At 25.2% G+C, this 22,383-nt stretch carries 22 protein-coding genes and 1 pseudogene; 8 read left to right on the forward strand and 15 right to left on the reverse strand.

The genetic code is table 11. The annotated features are described in order from the left end of the window. Nucleotides 1–71: 71 nt before the first annotated feature. The 10 genes and pseudogenes from bcCo53_RS08755 to bcCo53_RS07160 all read right to left on the reverse strand — a co-directional run bounded on the left by bcCo53_RS08755 (nt 72) and on the right by bcCo53_RS07160 (nt 8,383). Entirely contained in the window at nt 72–200 is a 129-nt protein-coding gene (locus tag bcCo53_RS08755) for a hypothetical protein (RefSeq protein WP_277813765.1), read from the reverse strand. A gap of 33 nt (nt 201–233) precedes the next feature. Then, a complete protein-coding gene (gene bdr / locus bcCo53_RS07125) occupies nt 234–785 on the reverse strand; it encodes a Bdr family repetitive protein (RefSeq protein WP_025408832.1) in 552 nt (183 codons plus the stop codon). Between the two features lie 227 nt (nt 786–1,012). Continuing rightward, nucleotides 1,013–1,303 (reverse strand): hypothetical protein, encoded by a 291-nt coding sequence (locus tag bcCo53_RS07130; RefSeq protein WP_025408831.1) that lies wholly within the window; start codon nt 1,301–1,303, stop codon nt 1,013–1,015. A 117-nt stretch (nt 1,304–1,420) separates the two neighbouring features. Beyond that, nucleotides 1,421–1,534: pseudogene (locus bcCo53_RS08925) on the reverse strand (P13 family porin); the annotation flags it as partial. A gap of 83 nt (nt 1,535–1,617) precedes the next feature. Then, nucleotides 1,618–2,688, reverse strand: a complete 1,071-nt coding sequence (locus tag bcCo53_RS07135) for a BMP family ABC transporter substrate-binding protein (RefSeq protein WP_051480086.1) — start codon at nt 2,686–2,688, stop codon at nt 1,618–1,620. 886 nt (nt 2,689–3,574) lie between these two features. Next, nucleotides 3,575–3,733, reverse strand: a complete 159-nt coding sequence (locus bcCo53_RS07140; protein ID WP_155806856.1) for a hypothetical protein — start codon at nt 3,731–3,733, stop codon at nt 3,575–3,577. 220 nt (nt 3,734–3,953) lie between these two features. Then, nucleotides 3,954–4,475, reverse strand: coding sequence for a P13 family porin (locus tag bcCo53_RS07145; RefSeq protein ID WP_025408829.1), 522 nt, complete (start codon nt 4,473–4,475; stop codon nt 3,954–3,956). Nucleotides 4,476–4,877: 402 nt separating this feature from the next. Next, the gene (locus bcCo53_RS07150; protein WP_025408828.1) at nt 4,878–5,972 is read right to left on the reverse strand and encodes a BMP family ABC transporter substrate-binding protein; all 1,095 of its coding nucleotides are present in this window, start codon (nt 5,970–5,972) and stop codon (nt 4,878–4,880) included. A gap of 304 nt (nt 5,973–6,276) precedes the next feature. Then, on the reverse strand, nt 6,277–7,356 hold the full coding sequence (locus tag bcCo53_RS07155; protein ID WP_025408827.1) for a BMP family ABC transporter substrate-binding protein: 1,080 nt from the start codon (nt 7,354–7,356) through the stop codon (nt 6,277–6,279). Nucleotides 7,357–7,660: 304 nt separating this feature from the next. Beyond that, the gene (locus bcCo53_RS07160; protein ID WP_025408826.1) at nt 7,661–8,383 is read right to left on the reverse strand and encodes a hypothetical protein; all 723 of its coding nucleotides are present in this window, start codon (nt 8,381–8,383) and stop codon (nt 7,661–7,663) included. Between the two features lie 963 nt (nt 8,384–9,346). On the opposite strand from bcCo53_RS07160, the gene bcCo53_RS07165 reads away from it, so the two are divergent. Continuing rightward, nucleotides 9,347–9,631, forward strand: a complete 285-nt coding sequence (locus tag bcCo53_RS07165; protein ID WP_025408825.1) for a TM2 domain-containing protein — start codon at nt 9,347–9,349, stop codon at nt 9,629–9,631. Nucleotides 9,632–9,717: 86 nt separating this feature from the next. On the opposite strand, the gene bcCo53_RS07170 is transcribed toward bcCo53_RS07165, so the two are convergent. The 3 genes from bcCo53_RS07170 to bcCo53_RS07180 all read right to left on the reverse strand — a co-directional run bounded on the left by bcCo53_RS07170 (nt 9,718) and on the right by bcCo53_RS07180 (nt 13,426). Beyond that, a complete protein-coding gene (locus bcCo53_RS07170) occupies nt 9,718–10,191 on the reverse strand; it encodes a hypothetical protein (protein WP_025408824.1) in 474 nt (157 codons plus the stop codon). A gap of 595 nt (nt 10,192–10,786) precedes the next feature. After that, the gene (locus bcCo53_RS07175; RefSeq protein WP_025408823.1) at nt 10,787–12,010 is read right to left on the reverse strand and encodes a hypothetical protein; all 1,224 of its coding nucleotides are present in this window, start codon (nt 12,008–12,010) and stop codon (nt 10,787–10,789) included. Nucleotides 12,011–12,946: 936 nt separating this feature from the next. Further along, nucleotides 12,947–13,426 (reverse strand): Mlp family lipoprotein, encoded by a 480-nt coding sequence (locus bcCo53_RS07180; RefSeq protein ID WP_025408822.1) that lies wholly within the window; start codon nt 13,424–13,426, stop codon nt 12,947–12,949. Between the two features lie 427 nt (nt 13,427–13,853). Between bcCo53_RS07180 and bcCo53_RS07185 the strand changes: the two genes are divergently transcribed. From bcCo53_RS07185 to bcCo53_RS07205, 5 genes are all read left to right on the forward strand, one after another. After that, complete coding sequence (locus tag bcCo53_RS07185) at nt 13,854–14,957, forward strand: hypothetical protein (RefSeq protein ID WP_246938459.1); 1,104 nt, start codon at nt 13,854–13,856, stop codon at nt 14,955–14,957. Nucleotides 14,958–15,490: 533 nt separating this feature from the next. Continuing rightward, on the forward strand, nt 15,491–16,030 hold the full coding sequence (locus tag bcCo53_RS08760) for a plasmid maintenance protein (RefSeq protein ID WP_241766587.1): 540 nt from the start codon (nt 15,491–15,493) through the stop codon (nt 16,028–16,030). Nucleotides 16,031–16,076: 46 nt separating this feature from the next. Beyond that, entirely contained in the window at nt 16,077–16,427 is a 351-nt protein-coding gene (locus tag bcCo53_RS08765) for a plasmid maintenance protein (protein ID WP_241766586.1), read from the forward strand. 793 nt (nt 16,428–17,220) lie between these two features. Further along, complete coding sequence (locus tag bcCo53_RS07200) at nt 17,221–18,783, forward strand: plasmid maintenance protein (RefSeq protein ID WP_246938460.1); 1,563 nt, start codon at nt 17,221–17,223, stop codon at nt 18,781–18,783. A gap of 63 nt (nt 18,784–18,846) precedes the next feature. Next, nucleotides 18,847–19,248, forward strand: a complete 402-nt coding sequence (locus tag bcCo53_RS07205; RefSeq protein WP_051480092.1) for a hypothetical protein — start codon at nt 18,847–18,849, stop codon at nt 19,246–19,248. Between the two features lie 46 nt (nt 19,249–19,294). Here bcCo53_RS07205 and bdr (bcCo53_RS07210) read toward each other — a convergent pair whose 3' ends face one another. Next, nucleotides 19,295–19,795 carry a Bdr family repetitive protein gene (gene bdr, locus bcCo53_RS07210; protein WP_025408923.1) on the reverse strand — a complete coding sequence of 167 codons (501 nt, stop codon included), beginning with the start codon at nt 19,793–19,795 and terminating at the stop codon, nt 19,295–19,297. A 721-nt stretch (nt 19,796–20,516) separates the two neighbouring features. Between bdr (bcCo53_RS07210) and bcCo53_RS07215 the strand changes: the two genes are divergently transcribed. Both bcCo53_RS07215 and bcCo53_RS08930 read left to right on the forward strand, forming a co-directional pair. Further along, nucleotides 20,517–20,657 carry a hypothetical protein gene (locus bcCo53_RS07215; RefSeq protein ID WP_155806475.1) on the forward strand — a complete coding sequence of 47 codons (141 nt, stop codon included), beginning with the start codon at nt 20,517–20,519 and terminating at the stop codon, nt 20,655–20,657. Continuing rightward, on the forward strand, nt 20,654–20,917 hold the full coding sequence (locus bcCo53_RS08930) for a P13 family porin (RefSeq protein WP_425532460.1): 264 nt from the start codon (nt 20,654–20,656) through the stop codon (nt 20,915–20,917). Before bcCo53_RS07215 ends, bcCo53_RS08930 begins: the two co-directional genes overlap by 4 nt. A gap of 881 nt (nt 20,918–21,798) precedes the next feature. Here the strand turns inward: bcCo53_RS08930 and bcCo53_RS07225 are convergent. Next, complete coding sequence (locus tag bcCo53_RS07225; protein ID WP_025408921.1) at nt 21,799–22,053, reverse strand: hypothetical protein; 255 nt, start codon at nt 22,051–22,053, stop codon at nt 21,799–21,801. Between the last annotated feature and the right edge of the window lie 330 nt (nt 22,054–22,383).

Consider the following 22,383-nt stretch of genomic DNA (forward strand, 5'->3'; position numbering starts at 1 on the left):
TAGTTTAGTTGTTATTAGTACAATATATACTGAATGATCATTGATAGTTGCTAAAGATCTTATTCTAAAAACTAAAAAATATTGATCTCTATTCCATATCTTCCTTCTTTTTCTCTAATCCTTGCTTCTTTCTTTGCTCTTGCAAGTCTAACAACATCATTAATACTCTTAGAAAATCCAATACCTGAACCCCAATCCAAGACATAAAACTGGTTTGTTCATTATTAATGACCCTACTTGAATATCAATGCCATCAATGTTAAAAATATCCCTATAGAAATAGTAATAATAGTTCCAAACATCCAATTGTGTAACCTCAATGTACTCTTAATCTCCATATTATTGATTTCCATATCCTTCCTTACAAGTGAAATCTCATTGCTTACAGAAGCAATATCTGATTTTAATTCACTTCTTACGTTATCTATCTTATTATCTAGATCTTTAATATCTGATTTTAATTCATTCCTTACATTCTCTATCCTTACATTTAGATTATTCTCTACACTATCTATCTTATTATCTAGGTCTTTAATATCTGATTTTAAGTTAACCTCTACATTGTCTATCTTATTATCTAGGTCCTTAATATCTGATTTTAAGTTAGACTCTACTTTTTCTAACTTAAGATTAAATGTATTTTCTAAATACTCAATATCCTTATACGTTAACTCATTCCTATAGTACCTATAAGATAAATCAATAGCAATATCCCTATCAATTCCTGCTTTAGTAAGCTCGGCTACTACCATTTGTTGCGTAACTATTGGCTGGGCTAGTCCCATAAATTTCTCCTTCTCCTTACTATACTATTAGTATACTTTATTTAAAAAATAAGTGAAACAAAAAATAAGGAGAATATAACAAAACCATATATTATAAAATCCATTATCTTTAAATACCTAACTTACCAATAACAAACTTGATAAGTCATCATTACTACCAAATTCTTGTAAATTACAAATTATCAAGTCAATCTGTTCTTGAATATCAAGCGTATAAAGGTCTCATTCTATTTAGTTAACCACGTATACGCTACTGATAGTAATGTTAATAATATTCCTAAACACAGAGCAATCATTATTCCAATAGCAATATATGCTTTTAATCCATTCCTTAAATTGTTTATCCTTACATCAAGATTATTTTCTGCTACAACTACGCATTGACCTCTTTTTTCCTCAGTCAATTCACCATACAATGTCAATACCAAAGCGGACTTACCATCAGCTAGTCTATGATAATAAGTAGGATAATAAGTAGCAAAAACTTTAGTATTAATTCCCAACAAAATAATAAACATACTAATATTGGAAATTCTTTTAATCATTATGTTACATAACACTGAAAAAACGCTAGCAATCATATTATTAAAACTAATAAAAATCTTTCTAAATCATTACGTACCAAAGTTTTATAACTAATATTTCTTAGTAAAAGCAAGTTCAAATGAAAAACCAGCATTCTCGTTCAAATTTATATCAAATTGAGGCTTAAATCCTCCCAAAGACATACCCAATTTTTCTCGAAGTTTCCTATTATAATTAGATACTTAAGTTCACATCTTTTTCAAAACCCCACAAAATTGTTACAACACAATATCCTTTAATCAAACTATTATCTCTTTAATTTTTCTTTAAATAAATCTAATTCATAATCAGTAGATGGTATCACTAATTCCCCACTCACTATATCTTCCTTAAGCTTTGTAAGCTTATCAACTAAATCTTTGCCAATAATACTAGAATCTTTAATAACATCTATAATGCCTTCCTTAATTCCTTTTTCAACAACACCACCAAAATTAAAATTATGACTTTTTATAATATCTGAAGAACAATCAGATATTGCCTTACCAAGATTCCTAATAACAGAAGTAATAACATGCCCATGTGCAAGATGTGATTGATCTTTATTTACTCCAATGACATAATGTCCGGGTCCAAGCTCCTTTGCAATACGAAATATACCAAATACAGCAGGACCCATTACGGGAAAAATAACATCAATTCCATCTTCAATATACATATACTTGGCAATATCCTCACCAACTGCTTCATCACGATCTTTTAAAACTCTTTTTAAGATTACTCTTGTCTTAGAATTTTCATAAAAAGCTCCAGCTCTAAACCCAACCAAAAATCTCTTAACATTCCTCATAATACTAGCACCCGTCACAAATCCAAGCTTATTACTTTTACTCATCTTAGAAGCAATATATCCAGCTAAAAATGCTCCCTCTTCTAGCCTAAAAATAATAGATAGCAAATTTTTAGGCAATTTATCCATATCATTATGACCCAAATCATCCACAATTGCATAAAAAATATGTGGATTCTCGTAAGCAAATCTTACAGAAGATTCGGAAAAATAAGAACTAACAAACCAAATAAAATTGGCACCTTCTTTTTGTAAAGCCAAAATATCTTCTGTTAATACTTCATCAAATGTCATCAATCTGTTACTTTCAATAGGATAAGGGGTTACAACTTTAGGAATAAATTTAATTCCAAACACGTTACTTACACTAGATGCCCCCTCAAAAGAATTTTGTAAATAACCATTATCATTATAATTAGCTGGGAAAAGCATTCCCATAACAAATTTCTTATCAACATCATCTGACGATTCTTTTGTAGCAAAGCAAGATATAAAAAAGAAAAGAATCAAACAGATACTTTTTGACATCATAAGTAAACCTTCTTATAATCAATTCTTTTAACAAAAAATTAAAAGAAATTAAAAAGCATAAATTATATTATAAATATTAGAATTATATATCAAATTATAAACATTTGAAATTTACTTATAGTAAAGGTAAAATAAAAAAATCAATAAAATTATCTATTCATAAATAGAGTATCAATCCAATAAATTATTGATATCCTATATTTTAATAAACCATTTGGTACATAATAATTTCATTCAAATGAATACTACAAGGCATTTTTTCCTTATAGTAAAGGTATTAATGATAATTAATATTACAAGAAATTATAAATTTAAAACAAATCAAATACGCCTAACATTTATATTATATTAAATATAATAAATTAAAGAAATCAACAAAAATAATAACAAAATATGTTTTAATATTATAAAAATCGAGTTTACTAATATTTTTAATAAAATCTATATAATAAATATTATTAAAGAAATTAGTAATAGGTTAGAGACACCATTAATATTGACACCAAGAAAAGGCAACTAAGCCAGTAAATAATTAAATTAAGAATCAATTTTAAGTTCATGTCTCTAACCACACGAGATTATAATGAAAATTCTAAAAGCCTCTATATACAAGAGAGCTTCTAAATAAAAAAACCCTAATTTTCTGACCTAAATCACATCTAAATTCCTTGATCCTAATATTTAATGGTTTAATATTTATTCCCCTCCCTTCTTATACACAGATCATAAATATTTTGTAATATATAGAAAATATATTTATAATATTAGATGTTTGTATTATTGTTTTAATTTTTCATCTTGTTCGTTACGGTAGTCGGTGCTTGAATTCTGTTATTGAAGTAGTTAATTTAGTAATAATTACATAATTAACGCATTAAATTCTTTATTTTTTTATAACAGCATCATAAAGATTCTGAAAATCTCCTAAATTAAACATAGCAACAACAGAATTTAAATGTCCATAATCAAGTTTGATTTTAAATATTTTACATGATAACAATTTTTTCTTAAAAGAAAATATTAAAGAAATTTTTAAAAACATAGCAACCAAGCAATACAATCTTGTCATAATTAACATAATCAGCAAAAACTTGACTATTAAATCCCAATATTAAAAAAATAACAAAACAATAAATATATTAATATTCAGAACAGTTTTAATCATAAAAAAATACCTATACTGTTTAAAACATAACCATTCATATAAATAGAGACTGATTTTATATTACTCCATTTTTGAATGGTTATAAAAAATATACGTATCAATACTTCTTAGTCAAAGCAAGTTCAAACGATAAAGCATCATTTTCGTTAAAATTTATATCAAATTGAGGTTTAAGACCTCCTAAAGATATAGCCAATTTTTCTTTAAGTTTTTGATTATAATTCAATGCATATGTAAATGGCATTATAAGTTCAGCAATTCGTGTAGCAAATAAAGTAATTACTCCTAAAGACACTAAAGATATTCCTAAATATGATGTATAAGAACTATGAGAAGAATAAAACCCACTACTAATTAAACCCACACCTAAAAGCTCAGATCCTAAAACCAGTAATCCACCAGTAACATCACCTTGAACGAATGAACCTATACCAAAACCAATAAATAAATTCAATAAAAAAGGCGCTAAAACAGGTTTTTCATTAACCTTATAAAGCAACATGTTCCTATCAAGACCGACTCCAGTAATTACAACATCAGAAGACATCTGATCATAACTTTTAGCAAAACTAACAACAATACCAAATAAAAATAACATCAAAATTAATACTTGTTTCATAAAAAAATTTACCTCAAAAAAATGTTAAATATTTGCAAATATATATATATGTATTAAAAGCTGCATTTAATTAAGCAATTCTAAATTTATTTAGAAAACTACTAAGATTAATATACCAAGCTGATACCCATATAAGGTCTCTACAATAGAATGTTGTAAACATTTAACACTCTAAAAAAAACTTACTTTGCTTAAAAATTCAATAAGGGTATTTATATAAAATAAAATTTTTATTCATGTATTTTTTCATGAAAAAATACACTTGATTATTAAATATGTACATAAAAGTATAATATTTAATGAATTTACACATAAATATATGTCCTTTATTTTAAATTTCAAATCTTTTATTTAAAGAAACCTAATTTACCCTAAATATAAATGAGTTGCTTTTAATTAAAATTATCTCCTCAAAGTTCTTATCTTGTCTTTAAATACATCTAATTCATAATCAGTAGATGGTATCACTAATTCCCCTTTAACTATCTGTTCTTGAAGCATTTTAATCTCATTAACTAAATCATCACCAATAACATTAGGATCTTTAATAACATCTATAATACCCTCTTTAATCCCTTCTTTAATAACACCACCCGAATCTAAATAATGATTTTGAATAGCCGATGATGAACAATCATATATTGCTTTACCAAGATTCCTAATCACAGAAGTAATAAAATGACCGGGAGCTAGATGTGATTGATCTTTATTTACTCCAATGACATAATGTCCAGTACCAAGCTCTTTTGCAATACGAAATATACCAAATACAGCAGGACCCATTACGGGAAAAATAACATCAACACCATCTTCAATATACATATACTTGGCAATATCTTCACCAACTGACTCATCAGTATGCTCTAAAACTCTTCTTAAGATTACTCTTGTTTTAGGATTTTCATAGAAAGCACCAGCTCTAAATCCAACTAAAAACCTCTCAACATTTCTCATAATACTAGCTCCAGTCACAAACCCAAGTTTTTTCTTTTTACTCATCTTAGAAGCAATATATCCGGCCAAAAACGCACCCTCTTCTACTCTAAAAGAAAAAGCTACCAAATTTTTAGGCAATTTATCCATATCATTATGACCCATATCATCCACAATTGCATAAAAAACATGTGGATTCTCGTAAGCAAATCTTATGGCCATATCTGAAAAATAAGAACTAATAAACCAAATAAAATTCACTCCTTCATTTTGCAAGGCTAAAACATCTTCTGTTAATAATTCATCAGATGTAATTAACTTTCTATCTTCAATAGGATAAGGGGTTAAAACTTTTGGAATGAGTTTAATTCCAAACACGTTACTTAACTCCAAGGCACCTTCAAAAGCATTTTGAAAATAACCATTATCATCAAAACGACCCGGGGCGATAATTCCCATAATAATTTTATGCTCAAAAACATCTCCGGCTAACTCTTCTTTAACTTGTGTGAAAAAACAAGACATAAAAAACAAAAAAAATAAAAAAAACAAATTTCTTGACAAAAGCTTCTCCTAAAAATAAACTTATAAATTTTTTGGTTTAAATAAAAAATTTATAAACAAACTATAAATAAAAATATAGCTAAATTACAAATATTAAATTTTTATTTTCATAAAAATAGTACTAAATTATAAATATTAAAATAAAATTTAATATTTATATATCAAAAAAAAATAGCTAAATTAAACTATAAAAAGAAAATCAAAAATTGATATGCAAACGATGAAAATTTAATATAACAAATAAATTTGTAAAATCTAATAAAAATAAAATTATTAATTATATTCAATAAACTTTAATTAAAAGTTATCGCCTCAAACCTCTCATCTTATTTTTAAATAAATCTAATTCATAATTACGGAAAGGTATAACTAGTTCCCTATTCACTATCTGTTCTTGAAGCCTAACAAGCTTATCAAATAAATCCTTGCCAATAATATTAGGATCTTTAACAAGATCAACAATGCCTTCCTTAATTCCTTTTTCAATAATTTCACCAGCATTAAAATCTTGCCTTCCTATCAACTTTGATGAAACCTCGTATATAGCTTTTCCAACATCTTTAATCACAGAAGCAATCACATGACCGGGGGCTAAATGTGATTGATCTTTATTTATTCCAATGACATAATATCCAGTACCAAGCTCCTTTGCAGCATGAAATATGCCAATTGCAGCTGGACCCATTACGGGGAAAATAACATCAACACCATCTTCAATATACATATGCTTAGCAACAGATTTACCTAACAATTCATCCCTATCGTCTGAAAGTCTCCTTAAAATCACTCTTGTTTTAGGATTTGCATAGAAAGCACCAGCTCTAAATCCAACTAAAAACCTTTCAACAGAACAAACATCAACACTAGTAACAAATCCAAGCTTATTACTTTTACTCATCTTAGAAGCAAGATATCCAGCTAAAAAAGATCCTTCTTCGGATCTAAAAACCATAGATACCAAATTTTTAGGCAATTTATCCTTATCTTCATGACCCAAATTATCTACCATTCCATAAAAAATATGTGGATTCTCGTAAGCAAATCTTATGGCCATATCTGAAAAATAAGAACTAATAAACCAAATAAAATTCGCTCCTTCATTTTGCAAGGCTAAAACATCTTCTGTTAATAATTCATCAGATGTAATTAACTTTCTATCTTCAATAGGATAAGGGGTTAAAACTTTTGGAATGAGTTTAATTCCAAACACGTTACTTAACTCCAAGGCACCTTCAAAAGCATTTTGAAAATAACCATTATCATCAAAACGATCTGGAAAAACAATCCCAAAAATAAATTTCTCTTCAATATCGGCTTCTGACTCTTCTGGCAAAACACATGACATAAAAAATAAAGAAAATAAAAAAAACAAATTTTTTGACAAAATCAACCCTCTCCATAAAATAAATTTTTTTATTTTAAATAAAAAAAATAAGAGACAAACTATAAATAAAAATAGTACTAAATTATAAATATTACCTTGTAGAACAAAACAATGCATAAATGATCTAGCTATAAACAATAATCAAATTATTAAAAGTATTATTAATATTTCTATTAATGATACTTTCCATATAAAGATTATAATTATTATTGTTAAAACTTAAGTAAAGTTAATATCAAATCGCTTGATAACAAAATTTAAAAATTTTGATCATAAATCACAAATAAACAACTAACTATTTACTTCACTTGGATTTTGGTGTACTAGTATTAAAACCTTCTGATAATAACTGTTCTAATGACAATCTTAAGGCCTCTCTTTTTATTGTTAATATTGGTCTTTCTTCTTCTATCTTTGAGTTTACAAATTCTTCCAATGTCTTACATTTACTTTTTATAACAGCATCATAAAGATTCTGAAAATCTCCTAAATTAAATATAGCAACAACAGAATTTAAATGTCCATAATCAAGTTTTATTTTAAAAGTTTTACATGACAACAATTTGTTCTTAAAAGAAGATATTAAAGAAGTCTTTAAAAACATAGATTTTGCATCATTGGATAAACCCCATTCTCTACTAAAAGGCTTAGTAGTAACAAATGATCCCTTATCAAAAAATAAACTAACATTAACTAAATCCATACTAATTGGTACAGAAATAATCATAGGATATCCCAAACCACGCCCGAACTCACTAGGAAATTCTATGTAAATATAATCACTACCAATATGTAAAAGACCCGAATTGTCTTTCCCTATAACTACGTATTCAGATATTTTTTTCTCAAAAGATTCATTATAAAATCCTCTTATAAAAGAAGAAGTAATATTATAACCCAAAAAATATTCATAACTATTGCCATTAATTTCATTATAATAGAGCGCAAAAACTTGACTACAAAATCCTAAGATGCAAACAAAAAAACAAACAATCAATATATTAAAATTAGTAATTCTTTTAATCATTATTAATTACACATAAAAAAGTAAATTAACATTTTCTCTTTTTTAATATTTATTATATTAATATATATTACTAATTCAACAAACCAATACCAAAAACACAAAAATTTTTGACTTAAAATAAGAAAGAGATTTAACTTCATGTGATTTTATATTAAAGACTACTAGTAAAATTCAACTTTTATTAGAATTGCAATGTATTTACTACATATTTCATTACACCAGTTACATATAAGCAATCTTATTAAAGATACAAATAAAGATAAAGACATCTTATATTGACCCAATTGACCAAAAAACAAAAAGTAAATTAAAAATACGAATTACATTAAAAATTAATATGGCCTAATTAAAGTAAAAAAACTTTAAGTCAATATAAATGATGTCTTTAACTCAAAAACTTATTTTGACAATAAATAATCAAAAAGAAAGTCCATATTTTAATACATTATTAATAGTTAAATAAATTATCTTCTTAAACCTCCTTTACAAATCAACAAAAAAATTAAATATGATAATAATAAAAATAATCTAAGAATCATATTAGACCTTTAAAATCATATAATGACCATAATAAAATGATCAAATTAAAATTCCCATTCATATCTTAGTTAACGAATAAAATTCTACACTTAATATTAAATTAACCTCCTTTAAATCAAATATTTCGAAAATACCCTTACTTGAATACAGCAAAAACATAATTTAAATGCCCACCATCATAGTAGAGATAAAAAAATAAAAAACAACTTTTAATATTCGGACACAAACCATGTTTAAAACCATATATTATTTATATCTCAATTATTTTTATATATTTATTTATATAATAAACTTTATAAATTATAAATATAAGTATATATCACAAAAATATTAAATATGTAAAAATAAATCAAATTAATAATTTCCATTATTAATTTGAAACAAAAAAATATATTTTATTATTTTATAAAGGAGTAAAATCATATGTCCAAAAATTCTGATGAAATCTTTTGTGATTCTTATGGAAAAGTCATCAAAAAAAAAGCTATGATCTGTGTCCATTGTGGAGTGTCAAAAAATAACAATTCTGAAAGCAAAATTATATTATTTTTATTATGTTTATTTTTGGGATGGTTAGGTATACATCGATTATATATTAAAAAGATCGGAACTGGTCTTTTATACATGTTTACTGGAGGTTTATTAGGAATTGGTGTTTTTATTGATTTGATAAGTATTTGCATAGGAAGTTTTTATACAAGAAATTAAGATTGACTTATTTTAATGACACATTCTATCTATTTAAATAGGTAGCTTTATACAAATCAAGCTACCTTTAAAAATAAAAAAATCAATTAACCATCTTTTTCAAAGAAAGAAATATAAAATTCCATTACCTTATCTTTCAAATTATCTTCCGTATTTTGTTGTTGACTACAATCAAAGTCCTTAACAAAAGCTGTTAAGGCTTCATCCACACTATAAAAACAATTTTTATCTATTAAACTATCAATAAAAACTTCTTTATAATCTGATATAATCAGCTCAACAATATTATCTATTAAAGCACCGGGCTTGAGTTTACAAAAATAATCACATCCTTCTTTATTAATTTCTATATCAAGATTATATTTATATTTCATTGATATCCATTTTTTAAGATATGCACGTATATATGAACGATCAATATCTTCAATAGTAAATATTGGAAAATCAACTATTGTACCATCTGTTTTCTTAGATTGCACATCAGGACTCATATAAACGTACCAAAATCTTTCTCTCTTTATATAAAGTCTAGTTACTAAATATTCCAAGCCAAATCTCATGCTTAAGCCCTATTATGAATTGCACTTAGCTTCGTTTATTTATAGATCAGAATCCTTAAAACAGCTTAAATAAAATATACATTGATATCATATAACCAAATTATCAATATTAAATATATACATATTTTTTTATAATGAATAATACATACATATATGTATCAAAAAAATATAGATTTCAAAAAAATAATAAAAACAAAAATAAAAGATATTAAATAAAAATTATTAATTATATAATTAATAATTAAACTATATTTAGCTTACTAATAACATATTTGACAACCTAAAAAAACTAAACTCCTTTGAATTACAAACTAATCTATTCAATTTGTTCTTGAATATCAAACATATTAATCAATTACCCTAATAGCATTTCCAATGTGTTGAATTTCAACAATATTCAATTTTTTGAACAATTCTGAATATAACACTACTTCTTAAGTAATCTATAAATAGATTTATATACCTTAAAAGGTACATTTATATATATATGTAATTATTATTATAAATAAGTGATTATTTCATATCTTTTAAAGATTTTTTAAATTTTGACTAAACAACCTATTAACAGATATTTCACTAAGATCCTAATGTCTGATCAATTCTGATCAATATTTAGTAACAGTCTTCTTTTATCTTTTATAACCAAACCTCTATCCATTAAATCTGATAGATATTGCCTTATTCTATAATCGGGAACTTTTGTCTCTTTATTAATTTTCCTTAAAGACTTTATAGTACGTTTATCGTCTTCTAAATTAGATGAGATAAATTCAAGTGATTTATCAACTCCTTTAAATGGCTTCTCATCTTCTTTCGAAATAGAAATTTCAGTATTTTGAATATCTTCTTTCTTACCAACCACATTTACTATAGGTAATTGAACTAAGTATAAAAACTCTTGTTCATAAAATTTATGATAAGCATTTTGTATTATGCAAAATATCATTGCTAAAAATATATCTAGACAAACAGACAATAATAGTAATAAACAAACAAAAATTATATTAAGATAATCATTCTTAGAAATAACAATAGATGTTCCATTTAATACATTAGCCGCTTTTAATTTATTATTATTTACAGCTGTTGTTTGAATCAATTGACCAAATCTAAAACGCAAATTCTCCAAAGAATCCAAATATTCATTCCTTTGATTAAATAAAGCATCATTTACTTTCTCCGCAGTCTCAATTTCATTCATGTAATCTTTCTTCATGGTTCTATATCTATAATCTAAGCTTAAATGCTTATCCCTAGCAAATTCTATACGATCATTATTCTTTTTAATCTTAATATCAATATTAGCTATTTCATCTTTAATTATCTTCTCTCTATCAGATAATATCTTACGAATACCTTCATCTTGTTCTCTTTGACTTGTCTTTATACTTAAAATAGAATCTTCAAACATCAAGCTAAAAAAACTCTCAAAACTCATCCATGAACTTACAGATTGGGTTATAAGGCCTATCAATAATAATACAAATATTGCCATTTTCTCTAAAAATGCAAACACTGAAGCCTTAACAACAACCTCTGTAACACGTCTCCTTAACAAATGTAAAAAATACAATAATATTGAAGATGGTACTATTATAACGACTATTGTTAAAGGCAATGTAAAACACAATTTAGAATTATTACCAATATTATAGTTTATAATCCCTCTATGAGAATGCAATACATTGAATAAAAATAAAAACAAAGCAAACAATATTAACCAAATATTACGAATCAAAAACTCAAAATTAAGTCTCAAAGACTCTACAATACTCAATTTAACACTATGGTTTTTTATTGAATTAGCATCATTTAACATATACAAGCCCTTTTTTAACCCTATAATAGGGTAATTCATAACACTATAAAACTAAAAATTTTACATACTCTTTTTTCACTTTTACGTTAAACTAAATTGTTTACGATACAACTACTAAATTATAGTATCACAATATAACCAATAAATTACAATAATTTCATATTACTGCGTTATAACATGAATCTAGACAAAATATTATAACACAACTGTTAAATTACAATATCACAATACAATTAATAAATTACAATAATTTCATATTATTGCGTTATAATGTGAACCTAAACAAAGCATTATAACACAACTGTTAAATTACAATATCACAATATAACCAATAAATTACAATAATTTCATATTACTGCGTTATAATGTGAACCTAAACAAAGCATTATAACACAACTGTTAAATTACAATATCACAATATAACCAATAAATTACAATAATTTCATATTACTGCGTTATAATATGAATCTAGACAAAGCATTATGATACAACTGTTAAATTACAATATCACAATATAACCAATAAATTACAATAATTTCATATTATTGCGTTATAATGTAAATCTAGACAAAAAAATCTTATTTAAAAGACTTAGATTGGTAATTTTAGTTACCAATCTAAGTCTTTTAATATTCAATCATTATATCAATTAATGATTGATAGTTATTACGATTAGATCCTCTCTAATCAAAGAAATTAAGGTTATCAACATAAGTTGATAACCTTAATTATGGGGATAAAATAATAAAAACAATATTTACCTTAATATGTGTAATATTACATATGCTAATATAGCAACATAATAGTAGAAAAAATCACATAATAAAATAAAACTTAATTGTCTAATAAAAACTATTTAGAACTGTTTTTAACATTTAAATTAACTCGGATTTACTATCTTCAATCCTTATCTATTTATAGATATTGTAACTTTGATTAATATTGATCAACACACACATCACCATTCAAAGGATTAGGAGGAGATCCATACTCTGAATCACTTCCTTGACTTCCCAATTGCTCTTCAACATAGCTCAATACTAAACTTTTAAAACCTTCTCTTTGCGTATTAGGATCATGACCATCATCAGTACTATAGCTAGAAGACCTACTATCACGACAATTTGCAAGCGATCTTTGTATATTATCTAATACTTCTTTTAATTTACCTAATTTGTCTCCACTTACATTTAAAATGTCGTTAAGCTTATAATCATTCCCTTTTAAAACTTTTTTTAAGAAATCCAATCCTTTATTTTGTGATTCACTTAAATTTTTTCTTAGTGATGTCTCGGGTGTATTTTGTACATCTGATTGAATCTCCAAATTTACTTTATTATTCCCTTTAATCTTATTAAAAAGATCACAACTACAAATGAACAATAAAGTAAACAAAATTAAATAAATTATCTTCATTTAAAGCTCTCCTAAACACATATAATTAGAAAAATTATATATCAAATATATATGCTTATCATTACCATTGCCTTCGCTTTTTTGTATCTTTCAATACCAATAAACACTTAAATAATCTTCTTTATTAAGATAATAAAAAAACAAAACATGCTTTTAACAACTCATCATTAAAATCTCTAAAAAGAGACAATGAAATTTGATAAATTCTTTGAAAAAGAAAAATCTTAATCTCATAAATATGATCATCTTAAATGAAACAACTTAATTTTATAGGCTAATTATTTATAAATATAACTTATTAATTTAAATTTTTACAAAAAAAGAAATTATAAATAACATTTATTGTTACTAATACGAATTATTAAATTAATTTACAATATAATAATATTAATATTATTATTATTATTATTATTAAAGGGACATTAACATGAAAAGAATAGGTGAAATAATATTATTTAGATTTGGTGAAGTAACACAAATACTAGAAACAAAATTCAATTTTAAAATAACAAAAAGAACGACTTTTTGGAAAAGAGTAAATATACTAGGTGCTAATGTCAAATATAATAATGCTAATTATGTTCCCGAAGCAATAATTGAACATCTAACTGTAGATATAAAAAATCAAAAAGCAAAAATAGAAACTATAAACATCATTAATGAAAAAATGCAAATAATCAAACATAAATTAGCTACACATGATAACGAACAGAAAAACAAATTAATAGATGAGCTAAATAAAATCAAAACTAACAATACTAAAATAAAAGCACTTATTCAAACAATGATACATCTTTCAGAGATCGTACACGAACAAAAAGAAGAAATGCAAAAATACAAAGAAGAAATGCAAAAATACAAAGAAGAACAAGAAGAAAAAATAGAAAAACTAACAAAAACAATGATAAAACAACAACAAGAACTATGGGAAGAACAAGAAGAAGGAATGGAAAAACTAACAAAAACAATGATAAAACAACAACAAGAACTATGGGAAGAACAAGAAGAAGGAATGGAAAAACTAACAAAAACAATACAAAAAAAACAAAAAGAAATACAAGAAGAAATAGAAGAAGAAATACAAGAACAAAAAGAAGAAATGAAAAAATACAAAAAAGAAATAGAAGAAGAAATACAAGAACAAGAAGAAGAAATGAAAAAATACAAAAAAGAAATAGAAGAAGAAATACAAGAACAAGAAGAAGAAATGAAAAAATACAAAAAAGAAATAGAAGAAGAAATACAAGAACAAGAAGAAGAAATGAAAAATAAATTTGAACAACAAAAAGAAGAAATGAAAAAATACAAAAAAGAAATAGAAGAAGAAATACAAGAACAAGAAGAAGAAATAGAAAAATTAACAAAAACAATGGCAAAACAACAAAATGAAATAATAGAAAATAGCCAAGATAAAAATGAAAAAATAACAAAACTAAAAAATGAAATAAAAAATATAAAAGAAAAAAGTGAAAATAATTTACAAAAAACCATTATTAATGCAATGAAAAACACATTAAATGAAATGGAATGAATCAATAAAAAACTTTTAATCTAAAAACAAAAGTTAAAAACATTAACAAACAAATAAAGCCTACTAATATAGTAGATACAAAACAACAAATTAATTTGCATTTTTATGCATTAATTTGTTGTAAATTCAAATATACTGATTTATGGTACATATTATGTAATGACACAAAAGATTGTAAATTGATTATATTAACAAGTATAACTATCCAAACAAAATAGAATACATATAAACTAAATCTTTTCTTTTAATCCCTATCATTTTTAAAATCAATCTTATTTATGCTAAGAAATGTCATTATAAATAAAAAAATCATCCCGACTTTAAAACTAGCCAAGGATAAATCTTTATATATAATAACATATATATGTTTCCAAAGCTTTATAGAAACAGTGAAAATAAAAGCTTTGGAACAAATAAATTCAAATAGAATTTATGAAAAGATATGAGAATTGTAACAAAAAAACAAAAAAAATTTCAATTCAAATAATACCAAACCAAACACAATCAATACTAAAATCTACTAGACAATAGATATTAAAAACACAAATTACAGACAATCGTGTGGTGTTGAAGAATACTCAGCATGTGATATCTACAATATAGTAAATAAACTATTAGAAAAAGATGGACAGAAGACAGTATGTAAACGAACAATTGAAAGGGATATCAAACTCTTAAATGAAATGGGTCTCTTAAAATCTAAAATTATAAGATTTGGTGAAAATAAAGGAAGTATATCTTTTTACAAACAAAACATGCAGTTAGCACATTTACATAAAGACATAATATCAAAATACCTTTTACATTTACTAAAAGAAAATCTAAATGATAAAAAAATTATTGGTAATTTTGATGACTCATTAGAAGATGATAATTTCAATTACACAAACCTTGAAAAATTTGGAATCCTATCTGAAATAGATGACACAAATAAAAGTGTAATGTCGCATCGTGAAAACCCTCATGCTTTTAATAATAAAGCTAATATAAGCTATATAAATAAGAATTCTAATTCTAACGAAATGCTTATTAATAAAACCTATTCTAATCAAACAAAAAAAAAGAAAGCATAAATTTAAACGGAATGATATAGAAACAAGACTTACCCTTGAACATAAAATCAGTAAAAATTACGTAAACCAAATAAAAGAGTACAGTAACAACGATTCAACATACATAAATGCCCTAATCAATCTAGAAACTGCAATATTAGAATATCAAAGTGAGTACTATATTGAAGATATCTTAGAACATTTCTTAAAACAGTTTGACAATAGATATAAATACAAGATTTGGATGATGATGAGGAGAACAGATGGAGTTATTAGTGATTATGATCTTATTTGGGAAGGAAGATTTAAGGATTGGTATCCCAATAAGTACAAGAATAATTGTGTCATTAAAAACATTTATGGAGACAATTTACGTATTGGCATTAGCAAACATGTTATTAAAAGAAAAGAAAGATGAGGATAAGGTAAATGATGAAGAATTAGAGAAAATAGAGAAAGAAAAGAAAGAAAAACAAAGACTTGAAGATGAAAAACTTCAAAATTATTTGACTAGAGTATTTGAAAGGGAAGCAAAAGAAAGAGAAGAACGTTTAAGAAAGTTCAAAGAATAAATAGAAAAATAACAAAAACAAAAAATTGGAAAATAGCAAAGATAAAATCAAAAAAAATAATAAAACTAAAAGCTGAAAAATACAAAGTGAAAACAATTTACAAAAAAACACCCTTAATTCAATTAAAGATACATCAAACAAAATAGAATAAATCTATAAAAAAATTTTTTAAAAAATTCACAACATTAATAAACAAATTAAGCCTATTATACAAGAAAAAAAAGTAAATAACAAATTAATTTGAATTTTTATGCGTCAAATTTATTGCAAATTCATAAATATTGATCTAGAATATGTTCTGTGAAAAAAATAAGGAGTAGAAATTGCTAGTTAAAGTGTAATTTCATTGGAAGGTGCAGCTTGAATGGTTGCTTAGTTAAAAAAAAAGCGAAAGATAGAGAATATGTAAGGATTAGGAGAAATGTAAAGGTATGATGTATCTATATCAAGTACTTTATTTTACCAATCTCTTATTTTTAAAATCAATCTTATTTATGCTAGGAAATGTCATTATAAATAGAAAAATCACTCTAACTTTAAAACTAGTTAAGAGTGAATTATTTATATATGACAAAATATACAAATTTCCAAAGCTTCATTATATGAAAATTTAAACTTTGGAATCAATAAAAACTCAGTATGAATAGTGTAACAAAAGACCAAAAAAATTTCAATTCAAATAATACCAAAGACCAAATAAAATCTATACTAAGTTTACTTGTAGAATCAAATAAAGATAAAGCATCTGCTGATACTAAATTTATTCGTGTATCACAAGTTAGATATCAAATAAACAGAATGTTAACACGAGAAAAGAGATTGTGTAAAATCTACTGGACAATAGATATTAAAAACACAAATTACAGACAATCGTGTGGTGTTGAAGAATACTCAGCATGTGATATCTACAATATAGTAAATAAACTATTAGAAAAAGATGGACAGAAGACAGTATGTAAACGAACAATTGAAAGGGATATCAAACTCTTAAATGAAATGGGTCTCTTAAAATCTAAAATTATAAGATTTGGTGAAAATAAAGGAAGTATATCTTTTTACAAACAAAACATGCAGTTAGCACATTTACATAAAGACATAATATCAAAATACCTTTTACATTTACTAAAAGAAAATCTAAATGATAAAAAAATTATTGGTAATTTTGATGACTCATTAGAAGATGATAATTTCAATTACACAAACCTTGAAAAATTTGGAATCCTATCTGAAATAGATGACACAAATAAAAGTGTAATGTCGCATCGTGAAAACCCTCATGCTTTTAATAATAAAGCTAATATAAGCAATAATAAGAATTCTAAAGAATTGCTTCTTAAGAATACTGATTCAAGTAAACTAAAAAAAGAAAAGTATAGATTTAAAAGGAATGATGTAGAGACAAGGTTAATTTGTGAACATAAAATCAGTAAAAATTATCTAAAGCAAATAAAAGAATACAGTAATAACGCTGCAACGTACATCAATGCCCTAATCAATCTAGAGACTGCAATAGATGAGTACCAAAGTGAATATTACATAGAAGATATTTTAGAACATTTCTTAAAACAGTTTGGTAATAGGTACAAGTATAAGATTTGGATGATGATGAGGCGTAGTGATGGAGTTATTAGCGATTATGATCTTATTTGGGAAGGAAGGTTTAGGGATTGGTATCCCAATAAGTACAAGAGTAATTGTGCGGTTAAAGCGACTTATGGAGATAATTTACGAATAGGAATTAAAAAAGCATCTGTTGTTAAGGAGAAAAGGGCTAAAGAGCAGTTAAATGTAGAAGAATTAAAAGAAAAAGAGATAGAAAAAGAAAAAGAAGAGGAAAGAAAACGCGAAGCTGATAGGCTTCAAAAATATTTAACTGTGTTATTTGAAAAAGAAGCAAAAGAAAGAGAAGAAAGATTAAGGAAGGCAAGAGAAGAAGAATTGAATTTAAAAAAGAAAGCTAGGGAAAGCATGCTTGCTACTTTGGAAAAGAGTAAGGAAAGGTGTGTTGGGTTGGATATATCAAATAATGGTATGGATAAGATGATAGATGCTAGTTCAAATGAGGATTCTATGGTTAAATTTGCAATTAGAGATGAGTTTGGTGGATTTAAAACTACTAAGGGGCTGAGTATGCTAAATTTGGGAATAATGATTGAAGATATAGGCCAAAATGATAATTTAAAAGAAAAGGAGAGTAAATGAGATTTAATTTGAAATATTTAGTAAAAAGGTTATATAAAAAGGCATAGATTTTGGAATACTTACATGAGCCGTGAAGTACAATCCAAGAGGAGTGATAAGAAAATAATTAACTTTCCAATACTTAGTTCTGAAGATATTGACTATGAGTATGTATATGCATATCTTAAGGATTGGGTATCAAAGAAATATAGCTCTAGTCATGGAATTATAATTAATAGAGTTGGTGATAATTATGAATGTGAAACAATCCAAGGTGTTTTGATGAATAATATTTTGGATATGATTTTTGAGGATTATAAGGAATTATTTCTTGGTAGTTTGGAAAGGGAGGCTGTTGATAGTAAGGGTAAGGTTGGTGGCATTGAACCTGTTGATGTGTTAGAGGGTAAGAGGGAAATACCTTTTGAAAGGTTACAAGGGAAGCAAAGTAAAGGATTTAAGAAGGGTAAGATAACAATTGCATAGAGTTGATATTATTATGATTTAAATGAATTGGTAAATTTGCATTTGCTTATTTAAATATCAGTGTTAATAATATTCCTATAGAGATGGTAATAATGGTTGTGAACATCCATTTGTGAAGTTTTAATTTATTGTCAAATTCAGATAAAGTTTTATTAAGTTCCATTTTATTAATTTCCATGTCTTTTCTAACAAGAGCAATCTCATTGCTAACGTTATCAATTTTATTATCGAGCTCATTAAATTTGTTATCAATTTTGTTATTTAAGTTATTCTCAACGTTGTCAATTTTATTATCAAGTTCAGTTTTGACAGCTTTAATTTCAGACTGTAAATTTGCTTCAACCCTCTGAATTTCAGATTGTAGTAGTGTTTCAACCTTTTCAAGTTTTATGTCAAAGTTTTCTTTTAAAAACTCAATGTCTTTGTAAGTTAACTCATTTCTATAGTACCTATAAGATAAATCAATAGCAATATCTTTGTTAATGCCGGCTTTAGTAAGTTCGGCTATAACCATTTGCTGAGTAATAGCTGGTTGAGGAAGTCCCATAATAATCTCCTTAATATATTATACAGTATTTTAAGGGATGATAGAATGAGTTTTGAAGTATGACATAGGAAAGATGTCTTTCTAAAGTTTAATGTAAGACAATATTAGAGAATAGCTGATATTTAATTCTATTAGTATATTTATAGTTAATTCCAAATTTTTTGAGGTGTAGTTTAATATAAGATTTTAGAGTACGTAAAGTTTTTATTTGATGTGTGCTCAAGGAATGAGTTTTCGACTAGTGTAGTAATAGTAGCTAACGTTTGATTAGAATTGTTTTTATAGTGATTTAGGTTAACTTTTATTAAAAGTTTAGTAAATTGAATGGTTTGATGATATAATCATTAAAGATTATAAAGAAATTTTTCTTAATAGTTTAAAAGAACAAGTAAATAAACCTCTTTTTTCGGCATCTCAGATTAATTCGCAATTATAAGATTTAATTTGTTTGTTAATGGATAATTCTTGGTTATATAGTAGATTAAAATACCGTTTTTGATTTTCTATATTAATACTATTTACAAGGTAGCTTCTTTAAAATTAAAAAGCTATTTCATTATAGATATCATGTAATTTAGCAAACATTAAAATGCCGATGATTCTTCATTGTCATATTTGTTATTTATTTGATTATTGTTTTTGTGAAGAGCATTAGAATATGTACTAGCTATATTCTTTGAGTGTATCTCTACAAAATAGAGCGATTTTTTTGGAGGTATTGATGAAACAAGTGTTAATTTTTATGTTCTTTTTTGTTTTTATTGTTGTTGGTTTTGCTAGGAGTGATGGTGATGAAATGACTTTGAGTGCTGTAGATACTAGAGGAGGCACTGTGAAAATAATATGTTGCTTTATCAAGTGAAGAAAAAGGATACTTTAGTGCCTTTTTTATTGAATTTTTTGTTGGGATTTGGTATAGATTCATTTGTTCAAGGTGATACTACTGGCGGATTGTTTGTTTTAGGATTTGATGTTTTAGGTCGAAGATTTGTTAATAAAAAGATTTTTCCATTATGTATGTTGTGGTGCTATTATATTCGCAATAGTTCAGAGCGTCAGTATGCTTTATTTCTCGTCCATTTCTTGGCAATTAGTTTGTTTATTAAAATCACATCACTATAAATAAGATAACCTCTTTCCTAAGAAAAAGAGGTTATTAATGGTTTAAATTATTGATATACATATTTTGATTATTGATAAATGACTCTCTAAAATTTCATATACTGTTTTTTCAAAAAAATATTTTGAGTTGTGAATATCATTGGTGTAGTAATAATATTTAGTATATAGTTGACCTTGATGTCTCCTAATACGAGTTCTTTTTTCGATCTAAGGTTATGCTACTGTTTTTGAAATTTGTACTTGAAAAACTTTTAAGCGTTCTGCCATATAATGGGTTTTATTATTAGATGTAATTTTTGTAGGAATTCTTTCATTTTATCATTTTCAAATTCATAAAATAACTCTTTAATTTTATTATCATCATATTTGTAGTTAAGTATTTTTTCAAGTTTTTTTTTGTAGATTGGGATCCCAGTTGTTTTTCTTGAGCCCTTTTAAGTGCATTTATCTTCTTTTTCTAAAGTTTCGGAATATTTTTTATTTTTAACAAATCTTTAAAGAAAGTAAGAGCTTGTCTTTCATTGTCATCAAGACTATTAATATATGCTTTTTATTAGGTAAATTGCATTTAAAAACTTAATAAAATGACAATGAATAAACATTGTTTTATGTACCTCCTTTTTTCCTTCTTATTTTATGAAGATCTCTTGGGTATTGCCTTTTATTTAATAAATATAAGTCATCATGATTTATTACTATCGTAGATACTCTTTAGCGTATATGGTATTTTGCATTATACAAAATGCTTACTGTAAATTTTATGAATAATTGTTGTTACATTGTGTTGTTATTTATATATCTTATTATATAATCATTACACAAGATTAACAAATTTAGACCAATGTTTGTTCTTTGAATTTTCAGCTATTAACAATAACTTGCTATTTATTAGAATAAAGTCTTTTTCTAAAGAGATAGGTCAGATTTTTAGATCTTAATTCACTTTTTTTCTCTCTCATTTTTGTTTCTTTTTCTATATGATTTATCCAATCATCAATATCTTTATCTATTCCATATCTTTCTCTAAATTCCCTAAACTGTCGATCTAATCGTTCATATACATCTTCATCTTCATAAATAAATTTATTATGATTTAAGCTTTTATATTTATCGTGAAATTTAATTATTTTTTTCATATTATATAAATATGTCCCATACGTATAAATTATAGTATAATTTTTAACTTAGAAGAAGATAAAAAAACATTTGTTAGGGTTTGTGAAACATTTAAATTTATTTCATCTAATTTAGAAGCTGATAAACGTACAATAAAGTCTTTAATTAAAATTAGTAAAGAGATAAAAGATAAAAAATCAAATGGTACTGAATGTTGATGATATATTAAGATATTTTTCTTTAGAAAAATATCTATTTATAGAGCTGTTGTAAAAGTTAAAAAAATCATGAAAAGTATAAAATGAGTCCAATGTTTATGGTTTGTATGTATTAAAAATATTAAGGTAGTT

The sequence above is a fragment of the Borrelia coriaceae genome (assembly GCF_023035295.1).
Taxonomy (GTDB): Bacteria; Spirochaetota; Spirochaetia; order Borreliales; family Borreliaceae; genus Borrelia; species Borrelia coriaceae.

Bases quoted from the DNA above. Each gene is read 5' to 3' on its own strand.
- bdr (WP_025408923.1), bottom strand. From the start codon at position 19,795: ATGGGACTTCCTCAACCAGCTATTACTCAGCAAATGGTTATAGCCGAA.
- bdr (WP_025408832.1), bottom strand. From the start codon at position 785: ATGGGACTAGCCCAGCCAATAGTTACGCAACAAATGGTAGTAGCCGAG.
- bcCo53_RS07180 (WP_025408822.1), bottom strand. From the start codon at position 13,426: ATGAAGATAATTTATTTAATTTTGTTTACTTTATTGTTCATTTGTAGT.
- bcCo53_RS07165 (WP_025408825.1), top strand. From the start codon at position 9,347: ATGTCCAAAAATTCTGATGAAATCTTTTGTGATTCTTATGGAAAAGTC.
- bcCo53_RS07175 (WP_025408823.1), bottom strand. From the start codon at position 12,010: ATGTTAAATGATGCTAATTCAATAAAAAACCATAGTGTTAAATTGAGT.
- bcCo53_RS07140 (WP_155806856.1), bottom strand. From the start codon at position 3,733: ATGTTTTTAAAAATTTCTTTAATATTTTCTTTTAAGAAAAAATTGTTA.
- bcCo53_RS07205 (WP_051480092.1), top strand. From the start codon at position 18,847: ATGAGCCGTGAAGTACAATCCAAGAGGAGTGATAAGAAAATAATTAAC.
- bcCo53_RS07225 (WP_025408921.1), bottom strand. From the start codon at position 22,053: ATGAAAAAAATAATTAAATTTCACGATAAATATAAAAGCTTAAATCAT.
- bcCo53_RS07170 (WP_025408824.1), bottom strand. From the start codon at position 10,191: ATGAGATTTGGCTTGGAATATTTAGTAACTAGACTTTATATAAAGAGA.
- bcCo53_RS07215 (WP_155806475.1), top strand. From the start codon at position 20,517: ATGAAACAAGTGTTAATTTTTATGTTCTTTTTTGTTTTTATTGTTGTT.
- bcCo53_RS07135 (WP_051480086.1), bottom strand. From the start codon at position 2,688: ATGTCAAAAAGTATCTGTTTGATTCTTTTCTTTTTTATATCTTGCTTT.
- bcCo53_RS07185 (WP_246938459.1), top strand. From the start codon at position 13,854: ATGAAAAGAATAGGTGAAATAATATTATTTAGATTTGGTGAAGTAACA.
- bcCo53_RS07200 (WP_246938460.1), top strand. From the start codon at position 17,221: ATGAATAGTGTAACAAAAGACCAAAAAAATTTCAATTCAAATAATACC.
- bcCo53_RS07145 (WP_025408829.1), bottom strand. From the start codon at position 4,475: ATGAAACAAGTATTAATTTTGATGTTATTTTTATTTGGTATTGTTGTT.
- bcCo53_RS07160 (WP_025408826.1), bottom strand. From the start codon at position 8,383: ATGATTAAAAGAATTACTAATTTTAATATATTGATTGTTTGTTTTTTT.
- bcCo53_RS07130 (WP_025408831.1), bottom strand. From the start codon at position 1,303: ATGTTTATTATTTTGTTGGGAATTAATACTAAAGTTTTTGCTACTTAT.